Source organism: Desulfobacter curvatus DSM 3379 (assembly GCF_000373985.1).
GTDB lineage: Bacteria > Desulfobacterota > Desulfobacteria > Desulfobacterales > Desulfobacteraceae > Desulfobacter > Desulfobacter curvatus.
Genome location: NZ_KB893074.1, coordinates 1 through 12,476, shown reverse-complemented (window position 1 = coordinate 12,476; position 12,476 = coordinate 1). Strand labels below are relative to the sequence as shown.

Annotated in this window: 11 protein-coding genes; 8 read left to right on the top strand and 3 right to left on the bottom strand. The window is 45.2% G+C overall.

Annotated features, from left to right (window positions below; all coding sequences use genetic code 11):
- Positions 1-221: 221 nt before the first annotated feature.
- Together cas2 and fumC are read left to right on the top strand one after the other, a co-directional pair.
- Positions 222-605: a CRISPR-associated endonuclease Cas2 gene (gene cas2 / locus B147_RS30460; protein ID WP_020588451.1), complete on the top strand. Its 384-nt coding sequence runs from the start codon at positions 222-224 to the stop codon at positions 603-605.
- On the top strand, positions 606-1,997 hold the full coding sequence (gene fumC, locus B147_RS0117240; protein WP_020588450.1) for a class II fumarate hydratase: 1,392 nt from the start codon (positions 606-608) through the stop codon (positions 1,995-1,997).
- A gap of 10 nt (positions 1,998-2,007) precedes the next feature.
- Here the strand turns inward: fumC and B147_RS28725 are convergent, their stop codons facing one another.
- Positions 2,008-2,238, bottom strand: coding sequence for a hypothetical protein (locus B147_RS28725; RefSeq protein ID WP_033397564.1), 231 nt, complete (start codon positions 2,236-2,238; stop codon positions 2,008-2,010).
- Positions 2,239-2,617: 379 nt separating this feature from the next.
- Here B147_RS28725 and B147_RS0117230 point away from each other — a divergent pair, with 379 nt between their 5' ends.
- The 6 genes from B147_RS0117230 to B147_RS0117200 all read left to right on the top strand — a co-directional run bounded on the left by B147_RS0117230 (position 2,618) and on the right by B147_RS0117200 (position 10,596).
- Positions 2,618-4,039, top strand: a complete 1,422-nt coding sequence (locus B147_RS0117230; protein ID WP_020588448.1) for a glycine--tRNA ligase — start codon at positions 2,618-2,620, stop codon at positions 4,037-4,039.
- 10 nt (positions 4,040-4,049) lie between these two features.
- The gene (locus B147_RS0117225) at positions 4,050-4,592 is read left to right on the top strand and encodes a gamma carbonic anhydrase family protein (protein WP_026259703.1); all 543 of its coding nucleotides are present in this window, start codon (positions 4,050-4,052) and stop codon (positions 4,590-4,592) included.
- A gap of 371 nt (positions 4,593-4,963) precedes the next feature.
- A complete protein-coding gene (gene scpC / locus B147_RS0117220; protein WP_020588446.1) occupies positions 4,964-6,544 on the top strand; it encodes a succinyl-CoA:acetate CoA-transferase ScpC in 1,581 nt (526 codons plus the stop codon).
- 177 nt (positions 6,545-6,721) lie between these two features.
- Positions 6,722-7,636: an HpcH/HpaI aldolase/citrate lyase family protein gene (locus B147_RS0117215; protein ID WP_245569039.1), complete on the top strand. Its 915-nt coding sequence runs from the start codon at positions 6,722-6,724 to the stop codon at positions 7,634-7,636.
- Between the two features lie 428 nt (positions 7,637-8,064).
- Positions 8,065-9,099: an HD-GYP domain-containing protein gene (locus B147_RS30455; RefSeq protein WP_020588444.1), complete on the top strand. Its 1,035-nt coding sequence runs from the start codon at positions 8,065-8,067 to the stop codon at positions 9,097-9,099.
- A 357-nt stretch (positions 9,100-9,456) separates the two neighbouring features.
- Entirely contained in the window at positions 9,457-10,596 is a 1,140-nt protein-coding gene (locus tag B147_RS0117200; RefSeq protein WP_020588442.1) for a Fic family protein, read from the top strand.
- Positions 10,597-11,018: 422 nt separating this feature from the next.
- On the opposite strand, the gene B147_RS0117190 is transcribed toward B147_RS0117200, so the two are convergent.
- Both B147_RS0117190 and B147_RS32965 read right to left on the bottom strand, forming a co-directional pair.
- The gene (locus tag B147_RS0117190; protein ID WP_020588440.1) at positions 11,019-12,152 is read right to left on the bottom strand and encodes a tyrosine-type recombinase/integrase; all 1,134 of its coding nucleotides are present in this window, start codon (positions 12,150-12,152) and stop codon (positions 11,019-11,021) included.
- Positions 12,153-12,327: 175 nt separating this feature from the next.
- Positions 12,328-12,474, bottom strand: a complete 147-nt coding sequence (locus tag B147_RS32965) for an ATP-binding protein (protein ID WP_281167873.1) — start codon at positions 12,472-12,474, stop codon at positions 12,328-12,330.
- Positions 12,475-12,476 lie beyond the last annotated feature (2 nt).

Sequence of the window (12,476 nt, the reverse complement as noted above, 5' to 3'; positions counted from 1 at the left end):
AGTTTGAATCTGCACCGCTTATGAAGGTGATTAAGGCGGCTGGAATCCAACGAAAATAACTTTCTGTCGTTTGAGTCCACACCGCATAAAACCAGCCTCTGCCAAGGCTGGTTTTAAAAATTCCGGATTGACAGATGATTTCATCTTTGATTAATAGGGGATGAATTTTCAGTAAGTAACAGGATGCTATTCAACAACTGCGGAAATTATTAAGGAATAGTATGGCAGTTTCCAGACCCATCGTGGTAGCGTATGATATTTCCAAAAACAAGGTCCGGGCCCGGGTGAGAAAAATTCTGCGGGAATGGAACCTGGGGAATCAGAAATCCGTATACGAATGCCGGTTGACCCAGGCCCAGGCCGAAGAATTGTTTTTGCAGCTTAGTCATGAAATTGACAAAAAAACCGATAATATTCTCATGGCGTGGCTGATACCGGGCCGAAAAATTCTGACACAGGGCCTGGGGCGGCACACCGGCATACATAAAAAATATTATGATTTTGGCAGTTCCCGACGAACAGATTATAAGGGAGCCCTTCATTCCCGGAATCGACACAACAAGACCCGCCCTTCTCAAGCAGGGGCCAAAAGGAGGAATCAATAGATGGCGAATCGAACAGAACATGATACCATGGGCGCAATCCAGGTGCCCGCAGACGCATTGTGGGGCGCCCAAACCGAACGTAGCCGGCAGAATTTCACCATTGGCCGGGAGTTGATGCCGCAAACCCTGATCTATGCCTTTGCTCGGCTGAAAAGAGCCTGTGCAGCCGTCAACAGACGGATGGAGCTGTTGGATGATTATCGGGCAGATCTTATTATCCAGGTCTGCGATGAAATTTTGAATGGGGATCACGACGACCAGTTTCCCCTCCACGTCTGGCAGACCGGCAGTGGTACCCAGACCAATATGAATTTAAATGAGGTCATCGCCAACCGGGCCGCCCTTCTTGACGGCAAGGCACTTGATGATAACAGGCCTATCCACCCCAATGACCATGTGAACAAATCCCAAAGTTCCAACGACACATTTCCTGCTGCCATGCATATTGCGGCGGTATTTGAGATCCATGACACCCTGCTTCCCGCAGTTGACCGAATGCGTCTCACCCTTGAAGAAAAATCCCAGGCATTTTCGCAGATCATTAAAATCGGACGTACCCACCTCCAGGATGCCACACCACTGACACTTGGCCAGGAAATCAGCGGATGGGAAGCCATGATTCAAAGTAGCCGGGAGCAAATTTTGCAGACCTTGGAAACATTGTATCCCTTGGCCATTGGCGGAACTGCGGTGGGGACAGGCTTAAATGCGCCCCAGGGGTTTGGACAGGCAGTGGCAGAAGAACTTGCCAAGTTAACCGGCCATCCGTTCACACAGATGAAAAACACCTTTCATGGACTCACCGGGCATGACCAGATCGTCTTCACCAGTGGGGCGCTCAAAGGATTGGCTGCCAATCTGATGAAAATCGCCAATGATGTCCGGTGGCTCGCCTGCGGTCCCAGATGCGGCATCGGAGAACTCAGTATCCCGGCCAATGAGCCGGGCAGCTCCATCATGCCCGGAAAAGTAAATCCCACCCAGGCCGAAGCCGCCACCATGGTTGCCTGCCAGGTCATGGGAAATGATGCAGCCATCGGCTTTGCCGCAAGCCAGGGCAACTTTGAACTCAATGTATTTAAACCGGTTATCATCCATAACCTGCTTCAGTCCGTTACGCTTTTGGGCGACACCATCTCCTCTTTCACATCCCATTGCCTGGCCGGTATTACACCGAATCTCCCGGTGATTGAACGCCACCTGAAAAACTCCCTGATGCTTGTCACGGCGTTGGCGCCACACATCGGATATGACAATGCCGCCCGGATCGCCAAAAAAGCACTGGCGGACGGTATGACGTTAAAGGAGGCCGCCGCAGAGCTGGGCTTGGTTCAGCCCGGGCAGTTTGATGAATGGGTCAACCCTGAGACCATGATTCTGGGACGAAAATAAGCCCGAGGAGTTATTTTTTTTTATATTTTTTTTTGACTTTGAAAAAATCCCAGACAGCCCAGGGAATCAACACCGCGCTCAGTACCTGGTTGAAAAGTGCATAATCGGCCATTTCAGGGTTTGTGGTCACCCAGCCGTCCCAAAAGCACCACAACCCGAATCCGAGCAGCAGGAGCGTAAATACGTAAGGACTCATCTGAGGCGGTGGAGGAGGCTCTTTCCTCGACGTCTTTTCATTCATAAATGCTTTTTCTCCTAATTTTGGTGATTAATCAACCCATATCACAGATCATTTTAATTGAGAAGAAATAACCGTTTCGTAAGAAAAAAATATTTATATGAAAGTTCCAATAAGTTGCTAAGTTACTTTCATCTTTTGTTGTGGGTCAAGCCTGGGTGTTGATAGACCAAGTCGGCCCATGGCCGTTATTTCAACGGGTTTTACGTTTAATCCTATGGCAACGCCTTTCCGTGGGCATAAAAATTTGAAAAAACAGTTCAGCAAAATATAAAAATCATGTATATTCAACCTCTTTTTAAAAAGTAAGAATTCCAGTGGATTATTATTAACGGGCTGACCCTGGACACCATCCGGGCGGTTTTGGAACATGGAGTAGAAAATGGCTAAACCAAAAAAAGAAGCAACATTGATGGATAAAGTCGTTGGACTTTGCAAGCGCAGGGGCTTTGTATATCCGGGATCTGAAATTTACGGCGGACTTGCCAATGCCTGGGATTTCGGTCCTTTAGGGGTGGAATTGCTTAAAAACCTCAAAGAGGCCTGGTGGAAAAAATTTGTCACCGAGCGTATTGATATGGTCGGCCTGGATGCCGCCATTCTCATGAATCCCACCACCTGGGAAGCCTCCGGCCATGTGGGCAGTTTTTCCGATCCGCTGATGGATTGCAAAAAATGTAAATCCCGGGAGCGGGCGGATAAGCTTGTGGAAAACTGGCAGCATGACAACGGGTCTGATGAACAGCCGGCCAACTGGGCAGGGGAAAAGACTCCGCCCCAGGATATGCTGGATTTCATTAATGCTAAAAATATCACCTGTCCCCAGTGCGGCAGCCTTGAATGGACCCTGCCCAAGGCATTTAATCTGATGTTTAAAACCCAGCAGGGTGTGGTTGAAGGCGAAGGAAAGGAGATTTATCTTCGTCCTGAAACCGCCCAAGGCATTTTTGTCAATTTTAAAAATGTTCAGACCACTTCTCGTAAAAAGGTTCCCTTCGGCATTGCCCAGATCGGCAAGGCATTCAGGAACGAAATCACACCGGGCAATTTTGTCTTCAGGACCCGTGAGTTTGAGCAGATGGAAATTGAATATTTCTGTAAACCCGGCACCGAGCTTGAATTCCATGACTTCTGGAAAAAATTCTGCATGGATTGGTATCTAGGTCTGGGCGTTACCCCGGATAACCTGAGATTTCGCGACCATGACGATGCGGAATTGTCCCATTACTCCAATGCCACTGCCGATATTGAATACCAGTATCCCTTTGGCTGGGGGGAACTGTGCGGCATCGCTTCGAGGACCAACTATGACTTAAGCCAGCATATGGAGTACTCATCCAAAGATCTGCAGTATTTTGACGAGGCAGCCAAGGAAAAGTACATCCCCTTTGTTATTGAACCTTCCCTCGGGGTCCAGCGCTCCGCTTTGGTCTTTTTGTGCGATGCCTATGAAGAAGAAGAGATTAAAGAGGGGGATACCCGGGTGGTGCTGCATCTTCACAACCAGTTGGCCCCTGTGAAAATTGCCGTGTTGCCCCTGGCTAAAAAAATTGCCGACAATGCAAAGTCAGTTTTTGATACCCTGGTGCAGCAACTGGGACTGAACATGGATTTTGACGTCCAGGGCAGTATCGGCAAGCGCTACCGCCGCCAGGATGAAGCCGGCACCCCCTATTGCGTCACCTTTGATTATGAATCCCTTGACGACAATGCGGTCACTATCCGGGAGCGGGATTCCATGGAGCAACAGCGTATAAAGATTGATGAACTGGTTCCCTTTTTCCGGGAAAAATTTACCTATTAACGGACGTTTTATGACACTGTATTCATACAAAAACATTGTGCCGGACATCCACGACTCCGTTTATATCGCACCTGGTGCCAAGATTATAGGTGATGTGCAGATCGGCCGGGATTCTTCGGTCTGGTTTCAAACGGTTCTCAGGGGAGATGTCGCTGAGATCCGCATTGGTGAACGCACGAATATCCAGGATCTTTGTATGGGGCATGTGGCCAGGAACACCCCTTTGATGATCGGAAACGGCGTCACCATCGGCCACAATTGCTGTGTACATGGATGCACCATTGGGGACAACTGCCTGATCGGTATGGGTGCCGTTCTCCTGAATAACAGTGTAATCGGCACCGGCTGCGTCATCGCGGCCGGTGCCGTTGTCCTTGAAAACACAGTCATTGAGCCCTATTCACTTGTTACAGGGTCGCCGGGAAAGGTCAAAAAAGTTTACGAAAACCAAGAAGAGATTGATCAGAGGCTGAAAAGAGCCTCTGATAATTATGTGGTGCACGCAAGGGAATTTGGTTCCAATGATTTGGTTTGTGAAATTAAAAAACCATAACATAACGATGAAATACTCTATGTATTACTCCAGTTAAAATTTGCCTCCGCCTTGTACTCAACAAAATTTTCAGGTTTTCGTTCAGGCACTAAATAGAATTGGTGTGGACGCCCTTGCAGAAGTTAAATGCAAAGGATCTGCACCCAGGACAAAGATCACAAAAAAGACAGCCATAAGCCGAGTCTTTTTATTGTTTGTAAGGGAAATACACGGAGATCTTTCATAGCGGTTTTTCATCAGTCACAGCTAATTTAAAATCCCCTTCCATGTCAAGAAAAATCTATTTTTTTAGTCGCTTGACACTCAATAAATTATGTTTTAAAAACCCTTCCGTTTAAGTGGTTTCTGAAATAGCTATAATGGAGGAGTATATGTCTGAACTTGAGACTCGAGTGGAATGTAAAAGCCTTCTGAAAAGAGTTATGAAGGCAGAAGAAACAATCCAGTTTTTTAAACCCGGAATGAACCTTGGCTGGTCAGGTTTCACACCTGCAGGTTACCCGAAAGCAGTCCCCATCGCCCTGGCTGACTATGTTGAAGCCAACAGCCTTCAGGGCAAATGGCGTTTCAACCTTTTTATCGGCGCATCTGTCGGTGCGGAAACAGAAAACAGATGGGCCGATCTTGATATGATTGACAGGAGATGGCCGTACCAGACAGGTAAAAACATCGCTAAAGGTATCAACAGCGGCCGCATCAGAATGGGTGACAAGCACCTTTCTCTCTTCGCCCAGGACCTTGGTTACGGTTTTTACACAAAAGATACGGAATCAGGCAAGCTTGACCTTGCTATCCTTGAAGTTTCCTGCATTAAAGAAGACGGAAGCATTGTTCCCACAGCCTCCTGTGGTGTCATCCCTGAAATTCTCATGGTTTGCGATAAGATCATCCTTGAGGTTAATACAGGCATGCCTTCATTCGAAGGCATGCACGACCTTTTTATGCCGGGAACACCCCCTAACAGACAGGTATTCAATATTACAAAAGCAGACAGCCGCATAGGTTCTACCTCCATCGCATGTGACCCTGAAAAAGTTATTGCCGTTGTAGAGTCAAAATATCCTGATAAAGGCCGTGCTTTTACGGATATTGATGCGACTTCCGAAGCCATTGCTGGCCACATCATTGATTTTTTCGGTGCTGAAGTGAAGGCTGGGCGTCTTCCTAAAAACCTGCTTCCGCTCCAGTCCGGCGTCGGCTCCATTGCCAACGCGGTTGTGGGCGGTCTTGCCAAAGGGCCTTTTGAACACCTTACCGTTTACACCGAAGTTCTTCAGGATACCATGCTTGACCTGTTTGACTCCGGTAAACTTGATGCCGCGTCTTCATGCTCACTTTCTCTGTCCGAGAAAGAGGGCTTCCCGCGTTTCCTGGGAAATAAGGATTTTTACGCAGACAAAATCGTTCTCCGTCCGCTTTCCGTTTCCAACGCGCCCGAGGCGGTCCGCCGCCTTGGATGTATCTCTATGAACACACCTGTTGAGTTCGACATCTACGCCCACGCAAATTCAACGCTCGTCGGCGGCACAAGAATGATCAACGGCATCGGCGGCTCAGGTGATTTCCTTAGAAACGGTTTCTTGAAAATGATGCACTGTCCGTCCGTCCGTCCCACAAAAACAGATCCGACAGGTATTACATGTGTTGTGCCCAAGGCCCCGCACATTGACCACACTGAGCACGATCTTGACGTTGTCGTTACAGATCAGGGTCTTGCAGACCTTCGCGGCCTTGCGCCCAAAGAGAGGGCCCAGACCATCATCGATAAATGTGTGCACCCCGAGTATAAGGACATCATACAGGAGTACCTTGACATCTCTTCCAAGGTTACGCTTGCAAAAGGTGTCGGCCATGAGCCTCAGCTTTTCGACAGATGCTTTAAAATGCAGATGAACCTTGCGAAAAACGGCACAATGAAAATCGACAACTGGGACGTTCCTGAAATGGTATAATTTCCGGCATACGGCCAAATCGGCATTATCGAAAGCTAAATGCTTTCACCGTTGATTAGTTGCAGAGTATATATAGGGGAGCCTTAACGGGTTCCCCTTATTTATTGGCCCCATGGCTGCTTTAAGGGTTTGACAACCTCTTTGCCTGCCTGTTAAATTGCGGACATGAACGATAAGATGAGAATAAATAAACCCTACCGAACGATGATTTCCGTCCCCGGAAACAAGGGGAAAATGCATGCCAAGGCTGCGGCTTCCAACGTTGACGTCATCATGCTGGATTTGGAAGACAGCGTGTCGGCAGATCAAAAAGAGGCCGCGCGTAGAACGGTGATTGATTCGCTTCTGTCTTTGGATTTTAATGCAAAACGTGTAAACCTTCGTATCAACAGCCTGGACACTCCCTTTGCCTACAAAGATTTGATCCAGGTGGCAGAGGCGGCCGGCGATCATCTCGATACCATTGTGGTGCCCAAAGTGAACCATGAGGGCGATATTCATTTTGTGGGCCGCTTACTGAACGGCATTGAAATGGCATTGGGACAAACCAGGCAGATCCGGATCCAGGCCTGCATTGAGACCGCCCAGGGACTTGCGCAGGTTAATGAAATCGCCCAGGGCGATTCCAGGATTTCCTCCCTGTCATTTGGAATTGCAGATTACCAGGCAAGCATTGGTGCAGGGTTGGTCTCTTTATCCGGCCACGGAGAAAACGAGGAACAGGTTTATCCCGGCCACCGGTGGCATTTCCCCATCAGCCGCATGGTCATGGCGGCCAAGGCCAATGGACTTTTGGCCCTGGATGCCCCCTATGGAAACTTTACGGATGCCGACGGCCTGAAGAAATCAGCCGACCTGGCCAAGGCGCTCGGGTGTGACGGCAAGTGGGTGATTCATCCCGACCAGATTGACACGGTCAACCAGGTTTTTACCCCTTCAACGGAAGAGATCCAACGGGCCAGACAGATTCTGCAAGCCGCAGATGACCGGTCCCGGGGTGCCGTGGCTGTGGATGGTCGAATGGTGGACCAGGCTACCATCCGCATTGCTCGCAGGGTTTGGGACCAGGCCGTTTTCCTCGGGCAGGTTTAAATTATGTGCAATGCTATCCTTGCCCTTCATTTCTGACCTTTTGGGCGGTTTAATAGTAGTTGGTCTCAATTGAGAAATCGGCTCGAAGGCCAAAGCCGGGTGACAGTTTCAATGCAAATGCATGCAGGGATGGTCAAACCGCTCATATCAGAAAAAGCACACGGCCAGAACCCAGACAACAAGAAATTTATAAAGCTTTGGAGATAGGTTTATATCCAGGACCGGTGATTAAAAACATTTTTAAACAAAAGTAGTGCCATAACCAGGAGCGAAAAAAACAATCCGCGTGATTGCTAACTTACAATTTACAATCGAAAACTTGGGTTAAAAAAAGATAATATTTGTTGTAAAATTTTTATTGAAACGATAAAAAATAAGTTTTCCATTCGTAGAATTAACAAAAAAATTTTGCTGACTGAGGGATGCAAATGATTAAATTTTTTTTCTGTTCGCTAATTGTGGGCGGCATTATTTTCATGGTCCTGGGAATAAGACAATCGAAAAGCAACAGAAAACTGCTCAGCGATTTTTATATAGAAGATAAATTGAATGTATCATTAATGAGATACCACCATATTCTGCTTTATATCTTTTTATCCGGCTATATTCTTGTACTGATATTTTTTTTTCTGGATAAATTCCACACATCTGAGTTGATTACCAGCGGGGTTTTTTTTCTTGGGGCTGTATTTGTATTCCTTGAAAACCAGCTGAACCATAACAGTATATCTGTTATGAAAAGCAATTTGGATAAAACTCTTCGAATCAGCAGCGCCCTTGAGCACGAAAGGGAAAGGCTGATGTCTTTGAACAGACAACTGGTTGAGACAGAGGATGTAACCATATATGCACTTGCGTATCAAGCGGAAATACGTGACACAATTACAGGAAATCACATTCTGCGAACCGCGAAATATGTTCAGTTACTCGTTGAAGATCTTATGGAGAACAGCAAATATAGTAAATACATCACTACGGAATATAAAACGGAGATTGTCAAATCCGCACCGCTTCATGATATCGGGAAGGTTGGCATTCCAGATAAAATCCTTCAAAAGGAAGGGACTTTTACCAAGGAAGAATTTGACATCATGAAAAAGCATTGCCTTTTGGGTGCACAAATAATCAGAAAAGCGATTGAGCGGCTTAATTTTAAATCATTTTTATCTATTGCCGAACAAATGACTCTGTCACATCATGAAAAATGGGATGGTTCTGGATATCCAAACGGTCTGATAGGAGAAAATATTCCCCTGTCAGGAAGAATTATGGCCGTAGCCGATGTATATGATGCGCTTCGGGCCAAACGCCAGTACAAAGATCCGTTTTCACACAAAAAGGCCTGCAACATTATACTTGAGGAAAAAGGAACGCATTTCGATCCTGAAATTGTATCCTCCTTTGAAAGAGTCGAGGATCAATTCGAGCAGATATCCATTGCCTTTGATAATGAGGACAGTTAGCTAACCTGTAAAAACGGCTTGGATGTCCTTGTTCATGACAATCTCCTGATATACCCTAATTCTGTCCTACAATGCTCCACCACATCCCCAATAGCGTTTCCTGAACGTTGTAAGGATGCCTCTGTGGTATTCAGAGGGGCATGTTTTTACAAAATGTTCACGGGAGAGAATATCGATTGAGTACTTTTTTATATGGATTCTTGTGATTTATATTGCCCTTTTTAACAATGGCAAGGTATTGTCCGGGGAAGTTGATTTTTGTTCTTATCCAAGCTGCCTCTATTTTAAGGTGGGCTCAAAGACAGCTGTTATGCAGGATATATTCAAACCTTTGAGATTTGGTATAAAGGTGAAAAAATGAAGTTTGAAGAATTCGTCGCTGGTAGCCACAAACAGCAATTTCAATATAAAAGCTTCCAGCCAGCCCTCATCAATCATGGTTGGTCATGGGATGATCCACGTATAAATGTTCTTCTCGAAAAGTCCACAAGAACTCTTGGAGAACTTAACGCATTTACCCTGATTGTCCCTGATGTGGATCTTTTTATCCGGATGCACATTATCAAGGAGGCAAATACTTCAAGTCGGATAGAGGGAACCAGGACGGAAATGGATGAGGCCGTTTTGGAAGAAGAAGCAATCCTTCCTGAGAGGCGTGATGATTGGCGAGAGGTGCAGAATTACGTTCTGGCTATGAATAGGGCCATTGAAGATTTAATAAATTTACCTCTTTCCTTGCGCCTTTTGCGCCATACTCATGAAATTCTGATGAGCGGCGTCCGAGGAGAGAGAAAAACACCAGGAGAATTTCGACGCAGTCAGAACTGGATTGGCGGTTCAAGCTTGACTGATGCGGCCTTTATCCCTCCTCATCACGATGAACTACCTGATCTATTGAGTGATCTCGAAGCCTTCTGGCATAACGAAGATATCCAGGTTCCGCATCTTGTTCGCTGCGCCTTGAGCCATTACCAATTTGAAACGATTCACCCTTTTCTTGATGGTAATGGCCGTATCGGGCGTCTGCTTATCACTCTCTATTTGGTCAGCCATGGCTTGCTCAATAAGCCATCTCTCTACTTATCCGCTCATTTGGAAAAACATCGCGGTACATACTATGATGCATTAACCCGTGTGCGTGAATCTAATGATATTGGGCATTGGGTACGTTTTTTTCTTCAGGCGATTGTTGAGACCGCCGAAAGCGGCAAAAAAACCTTTAGGCGGATTCTTGACCTCAAGCAAGAATTTGAGCTGGAAGTTGTGAAGCTGGGGCGCCGCGCTGAAAATGCGCGCCAAATGATCATGTATCTTTATGGCACTCCGACAATCACCGTGAACAAGGCTATGGAGCTTCTCAAAATAAAATATGTCCCGGCCAATAGCCTTATATCGGCTCTTGTTGATGTGGGTATTTTGCAAGAAATTACCGGATATCAGAGAAACAGGATTTTTATACTTCGCCGCTATATGAATATCTTTCAAGACGAAAATTAGAATATGAATATTTATATTATACTTTAGACACTACAAAATGAAATATAAATATTTATATTTCATTTTCCCAGCATAAAATGAATGGAGAGGGGATAAAATGACCACTAATTACTACGGCGTCATGTGTATAGGGTCTGAAAAAATCTTTTTTGTGAAGGCAAGAAATTCCGGTGGGGTTATTGCACCCGGGGAGCACATGGAACCGCCTTATTTTTGAGGTGGTTGATTGTCAGGAGGACGATCTATTTTGGGCTGACTATATTCGTTATGCCGGAGAGTCCACCCCCATTGGGGGAGTGAAAGAATGCGGAAAAAATCTATCAAAAAAGCATGAAAAACGGTTGAATTGCTTACAAAATTGGCGGAAGCACATGGGAATCGAACCCTTAAGTATAGATGGAAAAATCAATATATTCAAAATGTTACAAGTCGCCTTTCTTGGTTTTAGGTTGTTTTAGGTAGCGGACATTTTTTGACATTAATTTAAGTTTTTTAGAAACTTCAGTTTTGGCATAATTTCGAACTGATTCTAAACGGGAATGATCCGTAATTACCTGCAAATCAGACTCAGATAAACCGTACTCATTAATATATTGAGAACAAGAGCTGTGTTTGGTTCCTGCATACAAACGGATATTTTCACCAACCTGTTTACAAGCTTTATTCCAAAGACGATTTAAAGTTTCAGCCTTATACCCTTTTCCTGGTGTACGGCCAGACGGATTAACAAAAAAGAAAGGTGATATAATTCTATGACGCTTCTGTTTATCCAATTCAATATCAATAAAAGGTTTAAAATCTGGATGACATGGAATTGAATGAATTTCACCGGTTTTCGTCTTATCAGTAAGGACACGAGCAGATATTGAACGATGAATCGTAAAAACATTATCAGAAAAATCTTCCTTATGAAGTGCTAACGCCTCCGCTGGACGCCGTAAATGATACTTCAAAAAGTAAAAAATAGGCTGATGGTCATATGGGATCTGGTTTAAAACTGCCAGCTGCCTATCTTCAGGTAACCATTTTATTGGTTGCTGTGTTAAACCATACTCTTTTTTCTTTGGGAATGGAGGGATAGCAGGAATACGTCGAGCAATCCACGCAGCGTCCAAAATAGTATGTAAACAAAACATAATATTAGACTGCATTTTAGGACTAAGGCCCTTATTATGTAGTTCTTTTTTAAATTTACGTAGAATATCAATCTGAATGTCAGGTAAAGAAATTTGACTATGTTTTTTGAAAAACGGCTTAATGTGATTTTTAAGGTATGAACGATAACCTTTTTCTGTAGCCGGAGACAATCCACTCAGGTTGGAAAACCAATCATCAATGAATGGTATGACATCAGAAAAACCTTTGGATACGTACTTTTCAATATAGAATGTACCATTTTCAACATCCGATTGCATAACAGAAAGAAGCTTTTCAGCCGTTTTCTTGCTATAAATTTTTTCGCCTTTGTAATGGTAAATTTTCCGAGTTTTTTTATGTACCTTATCCCACCAATTGACATACCAAGAGCCATTATGACAATAAACCTTTCCTGACATACATTCCCCCATAAATGATAATGCTGTCTGGCTATTGTTATATATGGTCCTTGCTTTAGTCAAGATCCCGGATGGCCACTTTAAAATCCCCCACCCGTGGCCGGGTCAAAATCCCCCGGCGGCAGAATATTGAGATCTAAGTTATTCTCTTAATATCTTCCATTTTTTCCTTTTTTCATCCCTCCCTATTGTCGCGCAGCTGAGAGAGCCGGTTGGCAGCCTCTTTGAGTCGGTAACTCTTCCCTTCAAATTTCAGCAGATGACCATGGTGAAGCAACCGGTCCAGTATGGCCGATGATGCGGCATTGTCTTTGAGAAGCAGGC

Excerpts from the sequence above, each read along its gene's own strand:
- cas2 (WP_020588451.1), top strand. The coding sequence starts at position 222 with ATGGCAGTTTCCAGACCCATCGTGGTAGCGTATGATATTTCCAAAAAC.
- fumC (WP_020588450.1), top strand. The coding sequence starts at position 606 with ATGGCGAATCGAACAGAACATGATACCATGGGCGCAATCCAGGTGCCC.
- B147_RS28725 (WP_033397564.1), bottom strand. The coding sequence starts at position 2,238 with ATGAATGAAAAGACGTCGAGGAAAGAGCCTCCTCCACCGCCTCAGATG.
- B147_RS0117230 (WP_020588448.1), top strand. The coding sequence starts at position 2,618 with ATGGCTAAACCAAAAAAAGAAGCAACATTGATGGATAAAGTCGTTGGA.
- B147_RS0117225 (WP_026259703.1), top strand. The coding sequence starts at position 4,050 with ATGACACTGTATTCATACAAAAACATTGTGCCGGACATCCACGACTCC.
- scpC (WP_020588446.1), top strand. The coding sequence starts at position 4,964 with ATGTCTGAACTTGAGACTCGAGTGGAATGTAAAAGCCTTCTGAAAAGA.
- B147_RS0117215 (WP_245569039.1), top strand. The coding sequence starts at position 6,722 with ATGAGAATAAATAAACCCTACCGAACGATGATTTCCGTCCCCGGAAAC.
- B147_RS30455 (WP_020588444.1), top strand. The coding sequence starts at position 8,065 with ATGATTAAATTTTTTTTCTGTTCGCTAATTGTGGGCGGCATTATTTTC.
- B147_RS0117200 (WP_020588442.1), top strand. The coding sequence starts at position 9,457 with ATGAAGTTTGAAGAATTCGTCGCTGGTAGCCACAAACAGCAATTTCAA.
- B147_RS0117190 (WP_020588440.1), bottom strand. The coding sequence starts at position 12,152 with ATGTCAGGAAAGGTTTATTGTCATAATGGCTCTTGGTATGTCAATTGG.